This is a genomic window from Vogesella fluminis, assembly GCF_014652335.1.
Lineage (GTDB): Bacteria > Pseudomonadota > Gammaproteobacteria > Burkholderiales > Chromobacteriaceae > Vogesella > Vogesella fluminis.
Genome location: NZ_BMYP01000022.1, coordinates 31,936 through 53,197 on the forward strand (window position 1 = coordinate 31,936; position 21,262 = coordinate 53,197).

Annotated in this window: 23 protein-coding genes and 1 tRNA gene; 6 read left to right on the forward strand and 18 right to left on the reverse strand. The window is 62.2% G+C overall.

The features are described from left to right. Nucleotides 1–7 precede the first annotated feature (7 nt). Together IE083_RS09940 and IE083_RS09945 are read right to left on the reverse strand one after the other, a co-directional pair. On the reverse strand, nucleotides 8–958 hold the full coding sequence (locus IE083_RS09940) for a D-2-hydroxyacid dehydrogenase (RefSeq protein ID WP_189353449.1): 951 nt from the start codon (nucleotides 956–958) through the stop codon (nucleotides 8–10). A 14-nt stretch (nucleotides 959–972) separates the two neighbouring features. After that, nucleotides 973–1,746, reverse strand: a complete 774-nt coding sequence (locus IE083_RS09945) for a DUF2189 domain-containing protein (protein WP_189353450.1) — start codon at nucleotides 1,744–1,746, stop codon at nucleotides 973–975. A 154-nt stretch (nucleotides 1,747–1,900) separates the two neighbouring features. On the opposite strand from IE083_RS09945, the gene IE083_RS09950 reads away from it, so the two are divergent. Beyond that, complete coding sequence (locus IE083_RS09950; protein WP_189353451.1) at nucleotides 1,901–2,227, forward strand: FKBP-type peptidyl-prolyl cis-trans isomerase; 327 nt, start codon at nucleotides 1,901–1,903, stop codon at nucleotides 2,225–2,227. A gap of 107 nt (nucleotides 2,228–2,334) precedes the next feature. Here the strand turns inward: IE083_RS09950 and IE083_RS09955 are convergent, their stop codons facing one another. Continuing rightward, the gene (locus IE083_RS09955) at nucleotides 2,335–3,294 is read right to left on the reverse strand and encodes a histone deacetylase family protein (protein WP_189353452.1); all 960 of its coding nucleotides are present in this window, start codon (nucleotides 3,292–3,294) and stop codon (nucleotides 2,335–2,337) included. Nucleotides 3,295–3,371: 77 nt separating this feature from the next. Here IE083_RS09955 and IE083_RS09960 point away from each other — a divergent pair, with 77 nt between their 5' ends. From IE083_RS09960 to IE083_RS09970, 3 genes are read left to right on the forward strand one after another with little or no spacing between them, the layout of a single operon-like run. Beyond that, nucleotides 3,372–4,280, forward strand: a complete 909-nt coding sequence (locus IE083_RS09960; protein ID WP_189353453.1) for an AAA family ATPase — start codon at nucleotides 3,372–3,374, stop codon at nucleotides 4,278–4,280. After that, nucleotides 4,264–5,211, forward strand: coding sequence for a DUF58 domain-containing protein (locus IE083_RS09965; RefSeq protein WP_189353454.1), 948 nt, complete (start codon nucleotides 4,264–4,266; stop codon nucleotides 5,209–5,211). The genes IE083_RS09960 and IE083_RS09965 overlap by 17 nt, the downstream gene beginning before the upstream one ends. Then, a complete protein-coding gene (locus IE083_RS09970) occupies nucleotides 5,201–7,186 on the forward strand; it encodes a transglutaminase TgpA family protein (RefSeq protein ID WP_189353455.1) in 1,986 nt (661 codons plus the stop codon). The genes IE083_RS09965 and IE083_RS09970 overlap by 11 nt, the downstream gene beginning before the upstream one ends. Nucleotides 7,187–7,306: 120 nt before the next feature. Here IE083_RS09970 and IE083_RS09975 read toward each other — a convergent pair. The 6 genes from IE083_RS09975 to IE083_RS10000 all read right to left on the reverse strand — a co-directional run bounded on the left by IE083_RS09975 (nucleotide 7,307) and on the right by IE083_RS10000 (nucleotide 11,451). Continuing rightward, nucleotides 7,307–7,383: transfer RNA gene (locus IE083_RS09975), tRNA-Met, on the reverse strand. Nucleotides 7,384–7,427: 44 nt separating this feature from the next. Beyond that, complete coding sequence (locus tag IE083_RS09980; protein ID WP_189353473.1) at nucleotides 7,428–8,246, reverse strand: undecaprenyl-diphosphate phosphatase; 819 nt, start codon at nucleotides 8,244–8,246, stop codon at nucleotides 7,428–7,430. 73 nt (nucleotides 8,247–8,319) lie between these two features. Further along, on the reverse strand, nucleotides 8,320–8,925 hold the full coding sequence (locus IE083_RS09985; protein ID WP_189353456.1) for a thiol:disulfide interchange protein DsbA/DsbL: 606 nt from the start codon (nucleotides 8,923–8,925) through the stop codon (nucleotides 8,320–8,322). A gap of 16 nt (nucleotides 8,926–8,941) precedes the next feature. After that, nucleotides 8,942–9,652: an SPOR domain-containing protein gene (locus IE083_RS09990; protein WP_229799705.1), complete on the reverse strand. Its 711-nt coding sequence runs from the start codon at nucleotides 9,650–9,652 to the stop codon at nucleotides 8,942–8,944. 9 nt (nucleotides 9,653–9,661) lie between these two features. Beyond that, nucleotides 9,662–11,173, reverse strand: a complete 1,512-nt coding sequence (locus tag IE083_RS09995; protein ID WP_189353457.1) for a YifB family Mg chelatase-like AAA ATPase — start codon at nucleotides 11,171–11,173, stop codon at nucleotides 9,662–9,664. 2 nt (nucleotides 11,174–11,175) lie between these two features. Then, on the reverse strand, nucleotides 11,176–11,451 hold the full coding sequence (locus IE083_RS10000) for an accessory factor UbiK family protein (protein ID WP_189353458.1): 276 nt from the start codon (nucleotides 11,449–11,451) through the stop codon (nucleotides 11,176–11,178). A gap of 249 nt (nucleotides 11,452–11,700) precedes the next feature. Here IE083_RS10000 and glnK point away from each other — a divergent pair, with 249 nt between their 5' ends. Both glnK and IE083_RS10010 read left to right on the forward strand, forming a co-directional pair. Beyond that, complete coding sequence (glnK, locus tag IE083_RS10005) at nucleotides 11,701–12,039, forward strand: P-II family nitrogen regulator (protein ID WP_189353459.1); 339 nt, start codon at nucleotides 11,701–11,703, stop codon at nucleotides 12,037–12,039. Between the two features lie 23 nt (nucleotides 12,040–12,062). Continuing rightward, entirely contained in the window at nucleotides 12,063–13,367 is a 1,305-nt protein-coding gene (locus IE083_RS10010; RefSeq protein WP_189353460.1) for an ammonium transporter, read from the forward strand. A gap of 250 nt (nucleotides 13,368–13,617) precedes the next feature. Here IE083_RS10010 and IE083_RS10015 read toward each other — a convergent pair whose 3' ends face one another. The 9 genes from IE083_RS10015 to trbG form a co-directional block, all read right to left on the reverse strand. Then, a complete protein-coding gene (locus tag IE083_RS10015) occupies nucleotides 13,618–14,037 on the reverse strand; it encodes a ClpXP protease specificity-enhancing factor (protein ID WP_189353461.1) in 420 nt (139 codons plus the stop codon). Nucleotides 14,038–14,048: 11 nt separating this feature from the next. Next, the gene (locus IE083_RS10020) at nucleotides 14,049–14,651 is read right to left on the reverse strand and encodes a glutathione S-transferase N-terminal domain-containing protein (RefSeq protein ID WP_189353462.1); all 603 of its coding nucleotides are present in this window, start codon (nucleotides 14,649–14,651) and stop codon (nucleotides 14,049–14,051) included. A 154-nt stretch (nucleotides 14,652–14,805) separates the two neighbouring features. Then, nucleotides 14,806–15,567: a cytochrome c1 gene (locus IE083_RS10025; RefSeq protein ID WP_189353463.1), complete on the reverse strand. Its 762-nt coding sequence runs from the start codon at nucleotides 15,565–15,567 to the stop codon at nucleotides 14,806–14,808. Between the two features lie 13 nt (nucleotides 15,568–15,580). Then, the gene (locus IE083_RS10030) at nucleotides 15,581–16,918 is read right to left on the reverse strand and encodes a cytochrome b (RefSeq protein ID WP_189353464.1); all 1,338 of its coding nucleotides are present in this window, start codon (nucleotides 16,916–16,918) and stop codon (nucleotides 15,581–15,583) included. A 14-nt stretch (nucleotides 16,919–16,932) separates the two neighbouring features. Then, nucleotides 16,933–17,517 (reverse strand): ubiquinol-cytochrome c reductase iron-sulfur subunit, encoded by a 585-nt coding sequence (petA, locus tag IE083_RS10035; RefSeq protein ID WP_189353465.1) that lies wholly within the window; start codon nucleotides 17,515–17,517, stop codon nucleotides 16,933–16,935. A gap of 123 nt (nucleotides 17,518–17,640) precedes the next feature. Then, entirely contained in the window at nucleotides 17,641–18,384 is a 744-nt protein-coding gene (locus tag IE083_RS10040) for a Nif3-like dinuclear metal center hexameric protein (protein WP_189353466.1), read from the reverse strand. Nucleotides 18,385–18,761: 377 nt separating this feature from the next. Continuing rightward, nucleotides 18,762–19,007 carry a DUF2274 domain-containing protein gene (locus IE083_RS10045; protein ID WP_189353467.1) on the reverse strand — a complete coding sequence of 82 codons (246 nt, stop codon included), beginning with the start codon at nucleotides 19,005–19,007 and terminating at the stop codon, nucleotides 18,762–18,764. After that, nucleotides 19,004–20,272 (reverse strand): TraB/TrbI/VirB10 family type IV secretion system protein, encoded by a 1,269-nt coding sequence (locus IE083_RS10050; protein ID WP_189353468.1) that lies wholly within the window; start codon nucleotides 20,270–20,272, stop codon nucleotides 19,004–19,006. Before IE083_RS10050 ends, IE083_RS10045 begins: the two co-directional genes overlap by 4 nt. 2 nt (nucleotides 20,273–20,274) lie before the next feature. Beyond that, the coding region (gene trbG, locus IE083_RS10055) for a P-type conjugative transfer protein TrbG (RefSeq protein WP_444545829.1) at nucleotides 20,275–21,262 on the reverse strand (988 nt) is incomplete at its 5' end.

Consider the following 21,262-nt stretch of genomic DNA (forward strand, 5'->3'; position numbering starts at 1 on the left):
CACGGTTTCAGTCCAGCCGGTTCTGCCTTTCGCCGCGCTGCCAGGCCTCGATATTGCCGACCAGCTGCGCCGCCAGTCTGGCCATCGCCTCGCCGCTGGCCCAACCGACGTGTGGCGTCACGATCAGGTGCGGCAGGCGCGCCTTCAGCAGCGGGTTGCCGTCGCGCGGCGGCTCCACCGACAGCACGTCGAAGCCGGCGCCGCCGAGCTGGCCGAATTTCAGTGCCGCCACCAGCGCCTCCTCGTCCACCAGCCCGCCGCGCGCGGTGTTGACCAGCACTGCACCCGGCTTCATCGCCATCAGCTCCGGTTGCGCGATCAGGTTGCGGGTGTCGTCGTTCAGCGGGCAGTGCAGCGAGATCACGTCGGAGCTGGCCAGCAGCGCGTCAAACGCCACGTAGCCGTCGCGCACCGTGGCCGCGCCCTTGCGCTCGGCAAACTGCACGTGCATGCCGAAGGCACGGGCGCGCGCCGCCATCGCCTGGCCGATGCCGCCGCTGCCGACGATGCCCAGCGTCGCGCCCTGCAGGTCGCGGATCGGCGCGCCGAAGTGGCAGAACTGCGCCGCCTGCTGCCACACCCCGGCGGCGACATCGCGCTGGTAGGCCGGCAGGTTGCGCATCAGCGCCATCATCAGCATGAAGGCGTGCTCCGCCACGGTGTCGTCGCCGTAGTGGCGGATGTTGCACACCGCGATGCCGCGCTCGCGGCAGGCGGCAACATCGATGTGGTTGTAGCCGGTGGCAGCGATGGCCAGCAGCTTCAGCCGCGGCAATGCGGCCAACGTGGCCGCGTCGAACGCGACCTTGTTGCTGATCACGATGTCGGCATCGGCACAGTGGGCCAGCAGTTGCTCGCGGCTGGTGGACGGATAGGCGGTGAAGCGGTGCGGAAAGATACAAGACGGCACCGGGACAGGCAGGCTGTCCCGGTCGACAAACACGATGTGATGGCTCATGGAATGGACGGGTGCTAGCGCTCGAAGTTGATCAGGGCGCGGTAGGCATGCCAGCTGGACAGCCCGATCAGGGGCATGATGATCAGCAGACCAATGAGCCAGGTGGCAAAGCCGATCGCGGTCAGGAACACGATCATAGCTGCCCACACCAGCATCGTCAGCAAATTGCGGTACACCGCCCGCACGCTCATCACCATTGCGGTGATGGTATCGACATCCTTGTCCAGCATCATCGGAATGGCGCAGACGCTGAGCGCGAACACTGCCGCGGCAAAGAAGAGGCCGGTGCCGAAGTAGGCAAGCAGGAACGGCAGGTTTTCGGTGGTAAAGGCCGAAACCACCAGCTGGTCCAGCGACGGCACGCTACCTTCGAAGAACAGCGCAAACATCAGCAGCGAAACACGGAACCAGCCGAACACCAGCACCGCCAGCAAGGCGGCAAACAGGGTAAAACCCGGCAGGTTGCTGCGCCACGCGGTAATGCTGTGCATCAGCATCGGGCCGTGCCGTGCCGACTCCAGCTGGCGTGCAATGTCGTACAGGCCGATGGCAAGGAACGGGCCCGCCAGCAGGAACAGCGTTGCCAAGGTCAGCATGAACTGGGGCGCAAAATCAAAGTACAAGTTGAGCAAAAAGCCCATCACCACAAATGCGGCACCATAGAACAGCGAATCTGCCGGCGCCCGCCGCAGGTCCTGCCAGCCCATGCGCAACCACTGCAACGGCTGGTCGGGAGTGACATGCCTGACGACTATATGCTCATGAGAAGGTAGGTGGGTAATGTCCATTGCCGTTCCTTTATGCCAGATAAGACCACAGGCAGAAATTCACCCGTATTTATTTATAAGCCATTGAAGAACAAAGACAATATCAAGATTTCGACGGTTCGCCGGCGGACTGCTAAAATGCCGCTTCCGCTAATGCAGCAAACAAGGATATCCCATGGCAGAACTGATCATCGAAGACCTGCTGGCAGGCGACGGCGCAGAAGCCATCGTCGCTCAGGAAGTGACTGTGCACTACACCGGCTGGCTGACCGATGGCACCAAATTCGATTCCAGCAAGGATCGCTACCAGCCGTTCAGCTTCGTACTGGGTGAAGGCTACGTGATTAAGGGCTGGGATCAGGGCGTACAGGGCATGAAGGTCGGCGGCAAGCGCAAGCTGACCATTCCGGCCGAGTTGGGCTACGGCGCCCGCGGCGCCGGCGGCGTGATTCCGCCGCATGCGACGCTGGTATTCGAGGTCGAACTGCTGCAGGTTGGCTGACGGCGCCCGGCAATCAACAATGCTCCGCACTGCGATAATGCCGCTCATCTGCCCGGATGAACGGCATTATTCATGATGCCGGGCGGAGCCTGCCCTCCGGCGGCCCCTCAACCGTCGGACAACACCTTGATATGTGCCGCGACACTGCGCGCCAGTGCCGACAGGTCGTAGCCTCCCTCCAGTACCGACACGATACGTCCCTCGCAATGGGTGGCGGCCAGTTGCAGCAGCTTGCGCGTCACCCACTCGTAGTCGGCCTCGGTCAGTGCCAGCGAAGCCATGTCGTCTTCACGGTGGGCGTCAAAACCGGCCGAGATGAAGATCATTTCGGGCTTGAATTCTTCCAGTTGCGGCAGCCACAGGTACTCGACTGCCTCGCGGAATTCGCGGCTGCCGCTGCCGGCTTTCAGCGGCACATGATGCATGTTCGTCCCCAGTGGCTGGTCGCCGCTGTAGGGGAAGAACGGGTGCTGGAAAATCGACACCATCATCACCCGCGGATCATCACGGAAGATTTCCTCGGTGCCATTGCCGTGATGGACATCGAAATCGACGATGGCAACACGCTGAAACCTGTAAACAGATAGCGCATGGGCAATGCCGACCGCGATATTGTTGAAAAAGCAGAAGCCCATCGAGCGGGCGCTTTCGGCGTGGTGTCCCGGCGGCCGGATCGAGCAGAATGCATTCGGTGCCTCCCTGTTGCACACCATGTCGACAGCCTTCACCACCGCACCGGCGGCGCGCCTGGCGGCCTGCAGGGTGCCAGGGCACATCGCGGTATCCGGGTCGACACGGAAGGTGCCGGTCGATGGAGAACACGCCTCAATATATTCCACGTAATGCGGCGGGTGCACACGAGCCAGTTGCTGTTCGCTCACCAGCGGCGCCTCCACCTCCTGCAGGCTGTCGAACAGCTGCACGGCCATCAGTTGGTCCTTGATGGCGACCAGACGTTCCGGGCATTCCGGATGGCCGCTACCCATATTGTGCTGCAGGCAGTCGGAGTGACTGATAAAGGCGGTGAGACCGCCGCCGGTCAGGTGCGATTTGAGCCAGGTGAGCACGCGCGTTTCCTTGTTGCGTTGTGGTGGCAAAAGGGATATATGAAATCTATATAAAGTGTGCGGCCAACGGTCTTCAAATGCAATCCATCTCCCTTGCGTATCGTCAACTGAATGCGTTGATCCTGGGTAAACCACTACAAATCCGCCTGGCCCTGACCTGCGTGCTGGCCGGCGGCCACCTGCTGATCGAGGATGTGCCGGGCGTCGGCAAGACTACGCTGGCGCATGCGCTGGCCGGGGTGCTGGGGCTGGACTATCGCCGGGTGCAGTTCACCAGCGACCTGCTGCCGGCCGACATGCTGGGGGTGAGCCTGTTCCGTCCCGACGAAGGGCGTTTCGAGTTTCAGCCGGGGCCGGTGTTTTCGCAATTGCTGCTGGCCGACGAGATCAACCGCGCCTCGCCCAAGGTGCAGTCGGCGCTGCTGGAGGCGATGGAGGAGCGCCAGGTATCGATCGACGGCCGGACGCACGCACTGCCCAAACCGTTTTTCGTGATCGCCACCCAGAATCCGGATGGCCAGCTGGGCACCTTCCCGCTGCCGGAGTCGCAGCTGGACCGCTTCCTGATGCGCATCTCGCTGGGCTATCCGTCACCGGAGTCGGAGCGCGCCCTGCTGCTGGCCGGTGACCGGCGGCAGGCCCTGTCGGCGCTGCCAGCGGCGCTGAATGCCGGCGAGCTGCTGGCGCTACAGCAGAAGGCCACGCAGATCACCGTCAGCAGTGCGCTGGCCGAGTACGTGCTGGCCTTGCTGCTGGCCAGTCGCAAGCGCGAGCTGTTCATGCACGGCCTCAGCCCGCGTGCCGGCCTGGCCGTTCTGGCCGCCGCCCGTGCCTGGGCAATGCTGAACGGCCGCGATCATGTGCTGCCGGAGGACGTGAAGGCGGTATTCGTAGCGGTGTGCGCGCATCGCCTGCAGTCGCGGCTGCCGGGCATGAACAGCATTGATGCCGCACAGCGGCTGCTGGACCATGTCCCGCTGGCGTAAGGCGGCGTCGTCCTGGATGCTGCTCCGGCTGCCGCGACAGCAGCAACTGGTGCTGGGGCAGTCGCGCATCTATCTGCTGCCGACCCCATTTGGCTGGGGCTTGCTGCTGGTGGCGTGGGCGGTGTGGATCGGCGCGCTGAACTACGCGGTCAGTCTCGCCTATGTGCTGTCGTTCTGGATCGTGTCGCTGGTGCTGATTGCGGTGGTGCTGGCGTATCGCCAGCTGGCCGGCCTCGCGATCCGCTGCGGGGCGGCCGACGATGTGGTGGCTGGCAGTCACGCACTGTTTCCGCTGCAATTGCAGTGGCCGGAGGAGGAGCCGCGGCTGTTGCACCTCGGCTGGCATGACGAGGCCGGCGGCATGGCGCTGGACCGGCCCGGCGAGGTGTTGTTGCCGCGACTGACGCTGCAACGCGGCCAGATGACGATACCGCCGCTGCGTGTCTATTCCGAATCGCCACTGGGGCTGGTGCGGGCCTTTGCCTATCTGCGGCTGCAGGCGCAGGTGTGCGTTTATCCACAGCCCTGCGCCGACGAGCGGGCGGCGGCCAGCCTGCCCGACGGCGGCCAGTCGCGCGAGGCACAGCCGGTGCCGGGCGAGCTGTTTTCCCACCTGGTGGCCTGGCAGCCAGAGCTGGGCGCCCGGCGTATCGCCTGGAAAGCCTACGCCCGCCGCGGCGTGCTGCTGGCGCGGCGTTTCGAGGAGCCGCAAGCGGCGCGCTCGACCTGCCTGCTGGAGTGGTCGGCCTATCCGGCGCAGATGGCGGCGGAGGCCCGCCTGTCGCGACTATGCTGGCAGCTGCTGGCGGCGGGGCGACGCGGCGAGGACGTCGTCCTGCGGCTGCCGCAGCAGGAGTTGCGGCTGACGGCGGGCGAGGTGCGGCCGGGGCTGCGCGCGCTGGCCGGCTTTGGAGTACGGGATGCGCAGTGAACCGCGTCTGGCCCACTTTGCCGTACTGGCAGCGCTGGCACTGACCGTGCTGCCGCTGTTTTTGCAGTTGCCGCCGTGGGTGCCGCTGCTGTTCGCGCTGCAGCTGGGCGGCCGTGCGTGGCTGGCGTGGCAGGACCGGCAACTGCCGCATCGCGTGTGGTTGCTGCTGGCGATGATCGTGCCGGTGCTGCTGTTGTGGCTCAGTCTGCGCACCCTGGTTGGCCGCGAAGGCGGCGTGGCACTGCTACTGTTGCTGACCGGATTCAAGGCCTTCGAGACGGTGACGCTGCGCGATTGGCGCGTGCTGCTGGGGCTGGGTTTTTTCCTGGCGGCGACGCCGCTGCTGTTCGACCAGAGCCTGCCGTCAGCCTTGTGGCTGCTGCTGTCGCTGTTCGTGTTGACCTGGGCGATGGTGTTGCTCGCCGGGGTCGACAGTGCCGCCAGTCCGCGTGCCGCCGCGCTGGCGCTGCTGTACGCGATGCCGCTGATGCTGCTGCTGTTCGTCGCCATGCCGCGGCTGCCCGGCCCGCTGTGGAGCATGCCGACAATGGACCAGCGTGCCACCAGCGGCCTCAGTGACAGCCTGGCGCCGGGCAGTATCGGGCAGATGATCCCGTCGCGCGAGCCGGCGTTTACCGCCCAGTTTCGCGGTCGCCAGCCGGTGCGCGAACAACTGTACTGGCGGGTGATGGTGTTCGACCGTTTCGACGGCGCGCGCTGGACGGCTGGCAGTGTGCCGGACAGCGGCGCCGCCTTGGCATCGGGCGCGGCCGGCGAGCTGTCGTACTCGATCACCGCCACGCCGTTCAAGGGCGCGCTACCGGTGCTGGAGCACGCGGTGTGGGCCGGCGAGGGCGTACAGCAGGTCGCCGCCCAGCTGCTGCGGCGCATCGATGCCCGTAACGAGGCGCGCCTGCGCTACGACGTGCGCAGCGTGGCGCAGGCTGCCTATCCGGCGGCGCTGAGTGCCGAGCAGCGCGATCACTATCTGCAACTGCCTGCGGCCAACCTGCGCACCCGGCAACAGGGGGAATTCTTTGGGCGCCAGTTTCGGGACGAGGCCGGGCGCCTGGTGGCGTTGCGAGCCTGGCTGCAGCAGCAGGGACTGCGCTATACGCTATCGCCACCGCTGCTGCAGGGCGATGTGGTCGACGATTTCCTGTTTTCCAGCCGCCAGGGATTTTGCGAGCACTTCGCCTCGGCCTTTGCCACCCTGGCCCGTGCCGCGGGCCTGCCGGCACGAATCGTGGTCGGCTTTCAGGGCGGCGAATTCAATACGGGCGGGCAGTTCTGGCTGGTGCGCTCCTCCGATGCCCACGCCTGGACCGAGGTGTGGCTGCAGGGCCACTGGCAGCGGGTGGATCCGACGGCGCTGGTGGCGCCGTCGCGCGTCGTCAGCGAGGTCGGCGAGCTGGTGCCGGAGGCGCAGGCGGTAGTGCCGGTGCTGGGGCGACGTCCACCCGCCTGGTGGCGCAGCGCCCACGCGCAATGGCAGCGGGCGGGCTTTGTCTGGCAGCAGTGGGTGGTGGATTACGATGCCCGGAGGCAGCAGAGCCTGTTCCAGCGCCTGGGGCTGGGCCGGGTAGGCGTGGGCAGTGTGATGACGGTGTTGCTGCTCGGCGGTGTGGTGCTGGTGTTGCCGTTGCTGTTATGGCTGTTGTGGCGCCGGCCACCGCCGCGCAGCTATCCGGTGCGCGGCTGGCAACTGCTGGTGTTGCGCCTGCAGCAGGCCGGTGTTGCCGCACAGGCCAGCGACACGCCGGCACAGCTGCGCGACAAGGCCAAGGGGCTGGCGCCATCATTGCAACAGCAACTGGCACGCCTGCTCGCTGACTGGCAGCAATGGCGTTACGCCGAAGGCGCCACCGATGCCGATCCGCGTTGGCGCGGTTGGTGGTGGCAGGTGCGCCACTTCCGCCCGCCAAGGTTGGCCGCAAGCGGTTTCTCAGCATCTGGCAAAGCCACGATGGACTGAATCAGTGCGGCCGTGTTATCCCGAAAGTGACCGCAAACCGGACCGCCATGCATGGCATGCTACACGACAGCAGAAAATCAAAAAGCCAACCCGAAGGATTGGCTTTTTGTTTGAAATTCCTGGTTGCGGGAGCAGGATTTGAACCTACGACCTTCGGGTTATGAGCCCGACGAGCTACCAGACTGCTCCATCCCGCGACTGAGAAAGAGATAGTACTCTATTTAAATCAGGCCGTCAAGCATTAAACGCTCCAGCTTACCCAACCCCAGTACCAAGTCGCCAGAATGACTACACCGAACCCGATACGGTACCAGGCAAACACCTCATAAGTATGGGTGGCAATAAAGCGCACCAGAGTACGCACCGCCAGCAAGGCACTGACAAAGGCAGCCGCAAAGCCGACCACGAACATAGGCGCATCGCTCAACGACAGCACGTCGCGATGCTTGTACAAGTCGTAAAAGGTGGCGGCAAACATGGTCGGCACCGCCAGGAAGAAGGAAAACTCGGCGGCGACCTTGCGATCCAGCCCGAAGAACATGCCGCCAATGATGGTGGCCCCGGAGCGCGAGGTGCCCGGAATCATGGCCAGCACTTGGGCACAGCCGACCTTCAGCGCATCGCGCCAGCCGATATCATCCACTTGGTGTATCCGTACGCTATGAGTGCGCCGCTCGGCATACAGGATCAGCAGCCCACCAACGACCAGTGCGGTGGCAACACTGACCGGATTGAAGAAGTAATACTTGATCTGCTTGATGAACAACAGCCCCATCACCGCGGCCGGCAGGAATGCCACCAGCAGGTTCAGCACGAAGCGTTGTGCCTTGGGGTCGGAACGCAAACCGGTAGCGACACTGACGAAACGCTGCCGGTATTCAAACAGCACCGCCAGGATCGCCCCCAGCTGGATCGCCACTTCGAACACCTTGCCCTCGTTGAAAAAGCCGATCAGATCGCCGACCACGATCAGGTGGCCGGTACTGGATACCGGCAGAAACTCGGTCAGTCCCTCGATCACCCCCAATAGCAATGCTTTTGCCAAAAACAGCCAGTCCACCATGCCCCCGATCTTTCACTTCAATATAAAAGGGCCGTCCACAGACGACCCTTGCACAACCCGCCGGCGGTGCTTATTTGCCGCTCGCCACCTTGGCCACCAGCTCGTTGACTACTTGCAGCAGGCGTGCAGGCTCTACCGGCTGCGCCATGTACTTGCCACCGACCACGATTGCCGGCGTGCCCTGCACCGCATAATCGCGGGTCATCTTGCTGGCGCGGGCCACCTGCGCATTCACGCCAAACGATTTGTAGGTCTGCATGAAGCTGGCGGTATTGACACCCTGGCCTGGCAGCCACTGGCGCAGCTTGGCCTCGTCGGCCAGGTCGATGTTCTTCTTCATCACCGCATCAAATGCCGGCTGATGCAGCTTTCCCAGCGTTTTGGTGGCATTGAAGGTGGCATACAGGCGGGCCAGCCCTTCCGTCGGCTTGTTCCACACGATCTGCTCACGACGGAACTGCACATTGGCCGGCAGCTTCTTGCGCCAGGCTTCCAGTGCCGGATCGAGGTTGTAGCAATGAACGCAGTTGTAAGAGAAGAACTCGATCACCTCTACCTTGCCGGCGGCAACGGTTGCCTGCGGCTTGGTCAGTACGGTGTAGTCACGGCCCTCGACCAGTGCGGCATGCGCCAATGATGACGACAGCAATAATGCGGCTAATACCCATTTTTTCATTATGAAATCCACGAGATTATTGTTTGGCTGACAACTTCACCACCACGACTTCGATACCATCCTGCCGCAGGCGCTGGCGCAAGGCATCGACATCGGCAGCCCGCTCGAACGGACCAATCCGTACCCGGTGAACCAGACCCTTTTCCGGCACATTGCTGGACAGGATATTGGCCTCTACCCCCATCAGGGCCAGCTTGGCCTTCATATTGTCAGCATCGCTTTCGTTGTTGAATGCACCGGCCTGCAGATAGATCCTGACCGGCACGGCTGTCGGACGCTCGGTCTTGGTATCGGTTCCCTGCACCGGGTCTACCGGCACGGCTTCCAGCTGCCCGGGCAGTATCTTGTAAAAATCAAAGCGCTGCTCGTCGTCTTTTGGCGTCACGGCGGTGCTTTGCGATGCGGCCGCTTTCGGTGCCGTCACCACCGGAGCCGGTTCGGCGGTATTCAGTTTCGCCCCCGGAGCCAGCACCTCGGCAACCGGTTCCGACGCGGCAGCACGCGTGGCCTGCAGACGTTCCAGATTGCTATACGGCACACTGGCCTTGTTCATGTAAAACGCCACGCCTATCGCCACACCGACGCCGACAATCAGGCCGACCAGCACGCCGGTCATCATACCGCCGCCACCTTTGCTGTTGCCGGCCGGCTTGCGGGAGGAACTGCGCACCTGCTTCAAATCTCGATTACTCATGAAACTCACTAGAATGGAGGGTGTTGCCAACAATACGGGGATTCAACGACTGCCAAAGCCGGCCAACCCTCGCCTGAATTGCACAGCCTGCAACAGATGCGTCCGTGCCGGATAAGCGTGCCCGCCAAGATCCGCCAGCGTGCGTGCAATGCGCAGTACCCGGAAATATGCCCGTGCCGACAAGTCCAGCTTGTCCAGCATCTGGTTCAATGATGCGCAGTCCGCTGCAGGCAAGGGACAGACCTCGGCCAGCTCCGCCGAGGTCAATTCGGCATTGATCTTGCCCTGTCGCTGCAGCTGCCGCTCGCGTGCCATGGTTACCCGCTCACGCACCACCCGACTGTCCTCACCACCGGGCAAAGCCTGCAGCTCGTCCAGCGACAGGCAGCCGACCTCCACCATCAGGTCAAAGCGGTCCAGCAGCGGGCCGGATATTTTAGCGCGATATCGGCTGACCTGCTCAGGCGTACAGCGGCAGGGCTTGCGCGGATGGCCAAGATAGCCGCACGGGCAGGGATTCATCGCGGCCAGCAACTGGAAACGCGCGGGGTAGGAAACCTGTCGCGCTGCTCTGGAGATATGGATCTCGCCGCTCTCCAGCGGTTCCCGCAGCACTTCAAGGACTTTTCGATCGTATTCGGGCAACTCGTCCAGAAATAGTACACCGCGATGGGCAAGGCTGATCTCGCCGGGACGCGGATCGGAGCCGCCGCCGACCAAGGCCACCGCCGAGGCTGTGTGATGAGGCGAGCGGTAGGGACGAGTACGCCAGTGCGACAAGGTAAAACCCTGGCTGCCCAGCGACTGTACTGCAGCGCTTTCCAGTGCTTCATCCAGCGTCATTGGCGGCAGGATGCCGGGCAGGCGTGCGGCCAACATTGATTTGCCGGTACCCGGCGGCCCCTGCATCAGCAGACTGTGCCCGCCAGCGGCAGCCAGCTCCAGTGCCAGCTTGGCCGCCCCCTGCCCCCGAACCTCGGACAAATCGGGATAGTTTTGCTCGGCAGGCCGTACTTGTGCTGCTGACACCTCCGGCAGACGGCTAATCCCGGCCAGATGTGCACACACCTCTGCCAGAGTGCCGGCAGAAAAAATGCTGACGCCATGCACCAGTGCGGCCTCGCTGGCACTGGCATGCGGCAGGATGAATGCACGGCCGCTGCCACGTGCGGCATTGATCATTGCCAGTGCGCCACGTACCGGACGCAATTCGCCCCCCAGTCCCAGCTCACCCGCCATTTCATAGCCGGCCAGTTGCTCTGCCGGCAGCTGCCCGGCTGCTGCCAGCAAGGCGACCGCCAGCGGCAAATCGAAACGCCCGGATTCCTTGGGCAGATCGGCGGGCGCCAGGTTGACGGTAATGCGTCGTGCCGGAAAATCAAAGCCGGATTGCAGCAGCGCGGCACGCACCCGCTCGCGGCTTTCCTTGACCTCGGTATCCGGCAGGCCGACCAGTGTGAACGACGGCAGGCCGTTTGACAGGTGTACCTCGACACTGACTTGCGGAGCACACAAGCCGGACAGGGCACGGCTGAGGCAAACGGCCAGCGTCATGCTTACTGTGCGTCGGAGCCGTCAGCAGGAGCCTCTGCCGCCGGGCCGGTAGCGGCTTCCAGCGCCTGCAGGCGCGCTTCCAGCTGCGTCAGCTGCTCGCGGGTGCGCGCCAGCACTTCCTGCTGCACGTCGAATTCCTCACGCGTCACCAGATCCATGCGCGCAAAGGTGGCGCCCATCATCGCCTTGATGTTCTTCTCGATGTCCTTGGCCGGACTGGCGGCTATGGTTTCGCTGATCTTGTTGCTGATTTCATCGAACAGTTTCTGGCTAAGCATGGCAATTCCTTGACTTTGTCATGATGGATTGAATTTGAGTTTAGCAAAAAGTGCCGCCCCCTGCAGCGGCCCGCACGCACCACACTGAAGCATGCCGCCTCCCGACTGCGGTGCATGGTGCAGAAAATGATGCACCAAAAAGGCAATCCCATCGCAAATTACTGATAAATAACAAGAATAAACACTGGCACGGTTCATGCATTGGCCAGATTGTCTTTTTACGCACAACCTCGCATCAAGGAGTCAAACATGAAACTGGTCAGCGCGATTATCAAGCCGTTCAAACTTGACGAAGTCCGGGAAGCGCTTTCTGCCATCGGTGTCCAGGGCATTACCGTTACCGAAGTCAAAGGCTTCGGACGTCAGAAGGGGCATACCGAGCTGTATCGTGGCGCCGAATATGTGGTGGACTTCCTGCCCAAGGTCAAACTGGAGATCGCCATCGCCAACGAGTTGCTGGATCAGGTGGTCGAGGCGATTGAGGGGGCCGCCCGCACCGGCAAGATTGGTGACGGCAAGATTTTCGTGATGGATCTGGAGCAGGTCGTCCGCATCCGCACCGGTGAAACCGGCGCCGATGCCGTTTAAGGCCCAATGCAAGGGGAAATACAATGAAAAAACTGTCAATCGGCGCCCCGGCGCTACTATCGGCACTATTTACGGCCCCCAGCTTTGCCAACTTGCCGCAACTGGTTGCCACCAGCACCATCAGCGGCGGTGACACCGCCTGGATACTGACTTCCACCGCACTGGTGCTGTTCATGACCATTCCCGGCCTGGCCCTGTTCTACGCCGGCATGGTGCGCAAGAAAAACGTGCTGTCCACGCTGATGCAGAGCTTTGCCATCTGCGCCATGATCACCGTGCTGTGGACGGTGATCGGCTATAGCCTGGCATTCATGCCGGGCAACCCGTATATCGGCGGTCTCGACCGCATCTTCCTCGACGGTATGCTGTACCTGAAAGATGAAGCCAAGCTGACGGTACATCCGCTGGCCGCCTCCATCCCGGAAGGCGTGTTCATGATGTTCCAGATGACGTTTGCCATCATCACCCCGGCACTGATCGCCGGTGCCTTCGCCGAACGCATGAAGTTTTCGTCGATGATGGTGTTCATGGCGCTGTGGTCGCTGCTCGTGTATGTCCCGGTTGCACACTGGGTATGGGCACCCGGTGGCTGGATGTTTGATCATGGCGTACTCGATTTTGCCGGTGGTACCGTGGTGCACATCAACGCCGGTATTGCCGGCCTGGTTGCGGCACTGGTACTGGGCAAGCGTATCGGTTACGGCCGCGAAGCGATGGCACCGCATAATCTGGTGCTGACCCTGGTAGGGACCTCAATGCTGTGGGTCGGCTGGTTTGGCTTCAATGCCGGCTCGGCGGTCGCGGCCGATGGCCGTGCCGCAATGGCCATGGTGGCGACCCAGGTTGCCACAGGCATGGCAGCACTGGCATGGATGACCGCAGAATGGATCAGCAAAGGCAAGCCTTCGGTACTTGGCATTGCCTCCGGCGCTGTCGCCGGCCTGGTTGCCATCACCCCGGCAGCAGGCTTTGTCGATGCCAAGGGTGCATTGGCCATCGGTCTGATCTCCGGTCTGGTATGCTTCTGGAGTGCCACTTCGCTGAAACACATGCTGAAGTATGACGACTCGCTGGACGCCTTTGGTGTACATGGCGTTGGCGGCCTGCTCGGCGCCATCCTTACCGGCGTGTTTGCGGTGAAGGAGATCGGTGGCGTGGAAGGCAGCGTGATGACCCAGACCGTGGGTGCGCTGGCCACCGCCATCTACTGCGCCATCGTCACCTTCATACTGCTGAAGATCATCGATGCGGTGATGGGGCTGCGTGTCAGTGAGGAAGAAGAACGCGAAGGCCTGGACGTGGCGCTGCACGGCGAACGCATCGAGTAAATGCGCCAACTGCCTGCGGCCAACGTTGGCCGCAATCATGACCGCCCGCCTGCCGGGCGGTTTTTTCTTGCCACCACGGCTATGGCACTCACGTGACGGGTGACGGCACACGCCGCGACCGTACCGCTGGCAACCGCCCCTACCCTGCGCCCAAGCGCCCGGACCATCTGCGGCCAACCTTGCCGCTGGTGCCACAAAAAAACCGCCCAACTTCGGGCGGTTTTCTGATTGTCAGCGACAGCCGCGTGACTTACTTGACGATACGCAGGTGCGCACGCGACGGCTTGTCCTTGCCGCTGGCCGGTGTGTCGGTCGCGCCCGACTCCGGCTCGGCAGCCGGCTGCGGCCGCTCGCCGGTGACCGGCTCCAGCTCGAAGCCCATGCCCTCGCCGGTTTCGCGCGAGAAGATGGACAGCACATTGCCGATCGGTACCCAGATATCGCGGCTGACCCCGCCAAAGCGCGCCGAGAACGACAGCCATTCATTGTCGATCTGCAGGTTCTTGGTGGCGTTGTAGCCGATGTTGAGCACGATTTCGTTATCCTTCACGAACTCCAGCGGCACCGTGACGTTGCCATCTACATGCACCACCAGGTATGGGGTCTGCTCGTTGTCGGTGCACCACTGATGTAGTGCGCGGATCAGGTAGGGCTTGGTACTGGTCGACACGACAGCACCCCTTATTTGCGCATGGCTTTTTCAGCCGGGGTCAGCGAATCGATGAACGACTGGCGCTGGAACAGGCGCTCTGCGTACTTCAGGATCGGCGCCGCGCTCTTGCCCAGGTCAATTCCGTAGTGCTCCAGACGCCACATCAGCGGCGCGATCGCCACGTCGATCATCGAGAACTCCTCGCCGAGCATGAACTTCTGCTTGGCGAAAATCGGGGCGATAGTCACCAGGCCATCGCGAATGCCGTCGCGGGCCTTGGTGGCTTCCTTGCCGCCGGCACCGTTTTCCAGCGCCTTGACGTGCACGAACAACTCCTGCTCGAAGCGGAACAGAAACAGGCGCGCGCGGGCACGCATCACCGGATCGGCCGGCATCAGCTGCGGGTGCGGGAAGCGCTCGTCGATGTACTCGTTGATGATGTTGGACTCATGCAGGATCAGGTCGCGTTCGACCAGCACCGGTACCTCGTTGTACGGGTTCATCACAGCCAGGTCTTCCGGCTTGTTGTGAATATCCACGTCGATGATCTCGAAGTCCATGCCTTTCTCGAACAACACGATACGGCAGCGCTGGCTGAAAGGGCAGGTAGTGCCGGAATAGAGGGTCATCATGACGAATTGGATTCCTTAGTGCGGACGAGTTGATGAAATAACAGGCAATTTTAGCACTTTCGACTTGACAATTACCAGCAAAGTTTCACAAGACCATGATTGCAAAATAAAAAAGCGATGCCGCAGCATCGCTTTCTTTACAGCCCGGACCTGCTCAATGCACGTCTTTCCAGTATTCCTTCTTCAGGAAATAGGACACCGGCAACAGCAGCAAGGACAGGAACAGCAGTACCATGTAGCCGATTTGCTGGCGCTTGACCTGCATCGGTTCGGCCATGTACACCATGAAGTTGGTCAGATCGGCCATGCGCTTGTCAAACTCGGCGGTATTGGCCTTGCCGTTTTCCAGCTTGGTCAGCGTGCCGGCCTTGATCAGCTTCAGCTTGTGCTCTTCGTGGCCTTCGGCATTTTTCACGGTTTCCAGCACCTGCTCACCCTGCCAGTCCCACATGATGTGCGGCATCCCCACCTTGTCGAATACCAGGTTGTTCCAGCCGGTCGGACGGGTATCATCGCGGTAGAAACCACGCAGATAACCGTACAGGTAATCGGCACCACGCGAACGCGCGATTACCGACAGGTCCGGCGGTACCGCACCGAACCATACCTTGGCATCCTTCTTGTCCATGGCCACGTTCATCTGCTCGCCGATCTTGTCCGTCGCCAGCATCAGGTTGCCCTTGATCTGGTCTTCGGTCAGGCCGATTTCGGTCAGACGGTTGTAGCGCATGGCGCTGGCCGAGTGGCAGGACAGGCAGTTGTTGACGAAAATCTGTGCGCCGCGCTGCAGGCTTTCGGTGTCCTGGACGTTGATCGGCGCCTTTTCCAGCACCGGACCTTCTGCGGATGCAATAGCACCGGCAGCAGGAACAATGAGGGCAACGGCGGCAATCAGTTGACGAATAGTCTTGTTCATAGTGCCCCCTCTATCAGATGAGTTTCGCAAACAGTGCTGCAACCGCCAGTGTCACGGCCACCAATACGGCAAAGCGCACCTGCCGGGCAGGCGTGCTCATGGTGACGCGGGTCGGAACCGGGGTCGAACCTGCATCATTCCTGGTGTAGAACGGCATGGCCAGGAAGAATGCGAAATAGACGAAGGACAGCAGCTGAGCCACCACGGTGCGCAGGTTGGTAGTCGGCATCGCACCCAGGATGCCAAGCCCGATGAAGCTGATGATGAACAGCACCAGCATGGTCTTGAACTTGGTGCCACGATAGCGGATCGACTTCACCGGCGACTTGTCCAGCCACGGCAGGAAGGCAATCAACACCACCGCCGCACCCATCGCCAGCACGCCCCATACCTGGGTACCGGCAAACGACGGCACCGCACGCAGAATCGCGTAGAACGGGGTAAAGTACCATACCGGCGCGATGTGTGCCGGGGTCTTCAGCGGGTCAGCCTGGTCGAAGTTGGGATGCTCCAGGAAGTAGCCACCCATCTCCGGTACAAAGAACACGATGGCGGAGAACACGATCAGGAATACCGCCACTCCCAGGATGTCTTTCACGGTGTAGTAAGGATGGAACGGAATGCCGTCCAGTGGTATGCCCTTGTCGTCCTTCAGTTTCTTGATCTCGACACCGTCCGGGTTGTTGGAACCGACTTCATGCAGTGCAATCAGGTGAGCCACAACCAATGCCAGCAGGATCAACGGTACCGCAATCACGTGCAGGGCGAAGAAGCGGTTCAGCGTTGCGTCGCCGACCACGAAATCACCGCGGATGAATACCGACAAGTCCGGACCGATCACCGGGATCGAGGCAAACAGGTTGACGATCACCTGCGCACCCCAGAACGACATCTGCCCCCACGGCAGCAGGTAGCCCATGAACGCCTCGGCCATCAGGCACAGGAAGATCAGGGTGCCGAACACCCATACCAGTTCACGCGGCTGCTTGTAGGAACCGTAGATCAGGCCGCGGAACATGTGCAGGTACACCACCACGAAGAACATGGAGGCGCCGGTGGAGTGCATGTAGCGGATAACCCAGCCACCGGCCACGTCACGCATGATGTACTCGACCGATGCAAACGCCACCGGGATACCGGCACCGTTCAGCGTGCCATCCGGTTTGTAGTTCATGGTCAGGAAAATGCCGGTCACGATCTGGATCACCAGCACCAGCATCGCCAGGCTGCCGAAGAAGTACCAGAAGTTGAAGTTTTTCGGTGCGTAGTATTCGGTGATATGGTCTTTCAGCATCGACGACAGCGGAAAGCGGTCATCGATCCAGTTCAGCAGTTGTTGTCCTTTGCTCATGTTTTTCCCCTCGCTTATTTGTCGTCGCCAATCAGCAGACGGGTATCGGACATATACTTGTGCGGCGGAATTTCCATATTTTTCGGCGCCGGCACACCGCTATAGACACGGGCAGCCAAGTCGAACTTGGAGCCATGGCAAGGACAGTAGAAACCACCTAGCCATTTCGGCCCCAGATCGGCAGGAGCGATATCCGGACGATGGGTTGGCGAACAGCCCAAGTGCGTGCAAATCCCGACCGCAACCAGAATCTCCGGCTTGATGGAGCGGGTTGCATTCTTGCAGTATTCCGGCTGTTCCGGCGATTCCGATTTCGGATCCAGCAATTCACCTTCGATGGTCGCCAGGTTCTTCAACTGCTCCGGGGTGCGGGACAGCACCCAGACCGGCTTGCCGCGCCATTCGACGTTAATCTTCTGGCCCGGCTCCAGTTTGCTGATATCGACCTCGACCGGCGCACCAGCAGCCTTGGCACGCTCAGAAGGTGCAAAGCTCATCAAAAACGGCACCGCCACACCGGCTGCCGCCACACCACCAACCGCGCTGGTGGCTAGCGTCAGAAAGCGACGACGCCCCGTATCAACGTGTTGTTCACTCATTGCAGTCATCCTCAAACATGGAAACCGAGCCCTAAAACTTAAAACCGTGTAATTCTACCTGATTACCGAATGGAACCTGAAGGGCGCTCCGCAAATCACTTGATCCGCATCATGGACGCCGCATCAGACCGGGTTGTACAGGTCAATAAATTGCACATCCAGTGCATATTCTGTAGCCAGCCACTCACCCAGTACTTTTACACCATAACGCTCGGTCACATGATGACCTGCCGCAAGAAATACGACACCGGTCTCTTCTGCGCAGTGGAAATTATGCTCTGAGACTTCCCCGGAAATGAACACATCTGCCCCTAGCGCAATCGCCTGCTCGAAATAACCCTGCGCGCCACCGGTACACCACGCAATACGCCGGGCATGACGTTGCGCGTTACCCAGCAGCAGTGGCGTGCGCCCCAGGCGGCAGGCCAGCCGTGCGGCAAAATCGGCCGCCGAGCCCTGCCCCCAGTCACCCAGCCACAACAAGGGTTCCGTCGCAACTGGTTGCGGATTGGCAATATCAAGCTGCCGTGCCAATTGCATGTTATTACCCAGTTCGGGGTGAGCATCCAGCGGCAGGTGGTAGGCCAGCAGGCTGATGCCGTGTTGCAGCAGGCTGGCAATACGCTGGCGCTTGATGCCGATGATCGGCGCCGCCTCGTTTTTCCAGAAATAGCCGTGATGCACCACGATGGCATCAGCCTGCACCGCGATGGCGGCGTCGATCAGCGCCTGCGAGGCGGTAACGCCGGTCACGATCTTCCTGACCTCGCTGCGCCCCTCCACCTGCAAGCCGTTGGGGGCGTAATCCTTGAAGCGGGCCGGCTCCAGTTTGGCGTCGAGCACCGCCAGCAATTCCGTCAATTGCATGATCATCTCCTTGAATTGCCGCCATTGTGCCAGAGCAGCGCCGGAACACAATGCGGCCAACCTTGGCGCAAGGTTGGCCGCAATAAAAAACTGCTCGTGTCAAGCCATTTATGCAAATCGCACGAGGTCTAAAACTCTATGTGGGACGCAAGGTTAGCTCTGTTTGGGGCCGCTTGAAGCGACTCGGGCGACGTGGGCTAGGTGCCACATAAGAGCGACAGGAAAGAAAGCCGGGTCGCGTTGCATCGTGCACGTTTCCCAACAGCAGACCGACTTGCGTTTCCATAATAGCCCAACTGACCGACTCCCAGAACGATGAAAGCGCAGCCCGTAGGCTGCGCTTTCATCGTGAGCGGCTGTTGGGTGCGTTCGCTTCGTCAGCCTGATTTGGGCGGTGCGGCCTTGCCCCTACCTCCCTTCCTGAATCCCCTATCCGCTGCCATGAACGCCTCTAGCATGTGCGGGATCAGCGTCGTTGCATCGACCGCCTCGCCATACGCCTGCGAGTGCAGCGCGGCGTAGCGGTCGAGGTCGGCTTTCAGGCTGACCGGGCACGCAAAGGTCAGCTTGACGCTTTCGGTCTTGGGCAGAGGCCCAAGCCGCAGCTTCTTGGTGGTGTTCATTTCGCAACTCCACGGTTGAAGAACAACGGCTGGTAGGGACGCAACACAAGATCGCGGTTGACGATGATCCGCACCGGCAGGCCCGGCCGCTCGGTCAGCGTCGGCTGGATGTTCATGTTGCGCCGGGTCATCTCCTGGCCGACCTGGTTGATGCTGTCCTGCGCGCTGTCGCGCCCAGCGATGACGATGCGGTTGCCGTCCTGCCGGTTCTCCGGCGCAGCCAACTCGGCACCCACGCCCAGCAGGGTCGTCAGCGCCGCGCCGGCAAAAACGCGATCCCAATGCCAATCGACACCATCCTCCAGCCCGGCATAGCCGGCCGGATCGGTGCCCGCGAGGTTGTCGAGCTTCAGCGATGACGTGTCTGGCAGGATGACGCGGTTCCACACCACCTGCACCCGGCTCTGCCCGTAGCTCACCTGGCTGTTGTACTTGCCCAGGATGCGCGAACCCTGCGGGATCAGCAGGAACTTACCCGTGGCCGTGTCATAGACCGGCTCTGTCACCGTGGCGATCACGTCACCCGGCAAGTCCGACTTGATGCCCGTCACCAGCGCCCCGGCGATCACCGTTCCAGCCATGACCTGATACGGCGAGGACGGCATTTGCAGATTGCCGGAATTGCGGGTTTCCGTAGAGCCGCCTTTCAGGAAAGCCTCTTTCTGGTCTTGCCGGTTCTGCACGGCGGTCGGGTCGGATGGCTGCGCCGCTGTCGAGGCCGGCCCGGCGGCCAGCGGGTCGAAGCCGGCCAAGGTGCTGCCGGGCGCAGCCGCAGCGACTTGGGCCGTGCCTGGCGCGGTGGCTTTGCCCTGAGCGCCGGAGCGGAAGAACACCGACGAACCCGCTGCCGCATCAGCCTCCTTGCGCCGTGCATCCTCCGGGTCGTGGCCCGGTGGCGTATATGTCGGCGTCACCGGCTGCTGCGACTTCACGATGGCCGGGCCAAGATCGCCCGGCAGCGGTGGCCCCAGTTCCGGCACCTTGGCCGGCAGCTTGGAATAGTCCGAAGGCAGGCCGTCCAGCCCTTCGGACTTGGACACGCGATCGACGTTGTACAGCTCGGTCTGCTCGCCCGCGCCGCGCCGATGCGGCTGCAATGACCAGATCGTGGCCCCGAGCACGGCGACCGACAGGCCGCCGGTGAGGATGGCCAAAGTGCGCCGGTTCAGGCGCGTGACCGGGCGCGGTTGAGCGCGCAGCGCCGCCGCCTCGGGCGCGACCTTGCCCGCCTGCGGAGCAAGATCAGGGGAGTCGTCCTGGCTCATGGTCAGTTCCTCCGCGTTCCGTCCGTGCGCTCGATCCGCACCACGTCGCCCTTGTCACCGCCCAGGCGCAACTCGGCCGCGCCGAACAGGCGATCCACGATGTAGTACGGCGAGCGGAAGCGGTAATTCACCAGTTGCCCGTCACCCTGCGCGCCGATGACGAACAGCGGCGGCAGCTCGCCCTGGGCGATGCCCGGCGGGAACTGGATATAGACCTTCTCGCCGTCGTCGAAGGCGCGCAGCGGCTTCCACGGCGGATTGCTGCCGCTGACCGCATAGCGGAAACGGATCTTCCCCAGCGACAGGCCCGCATCGACTGGCGCGGCGGCGCTGGCCGCCTGCGCCTGTCGCTGCAAGGCCAGCATCTTGTCCTTCGGGTACTCCCAGGACGCCGATGCCATCCACGTCTTCTCGGTCGAGGTCAGCTCCAGCAGGTAGGTGCGCCGGCTGGTGGTGATGACCAGATTCGTCTTGAGGCCGGAGCGGATCGGCTTGACCATCACATTGACGCGCAGCGCATCACCGCTGCCGCTCGATGTGTCCCCAACGATCCAGCGCACCGTGTCGCCAGCGGCCACCGTCACCAGTTCTTCGCCCGGCTGGAGCGCGATCACGGTCACACGGCCCACGGCCGCATAGACCTGATACAGCGCGCCATCCGTGAACGGCCAGACCTGAATCGCATTGACGTAGCCTTCGCGCGTCGGCGCAATGCGCGCTTCTGCGTTGGCGCGGGACACGCGCACGGTTTCATCGGCGGGTTCTGCTGTGGGCTTGGCGTCCGGGATGGGTTTCATCTGCGCCGGCATTGGCAGCACCTCGGGCACAGCCACGACTTCGACCGGCTTCGGCGCCTCGGGAAGCGGCTGGGCCTGCACCGGTTCATCGAGCGAAATCGACGGCGGCGGCTTGCCCTGCGTGGCGCAGCCAGAGAACAGCACGGTCGAAGCCAGAAGCATCGTAAGCGTCCAGCCCGTCCACCTATCCACC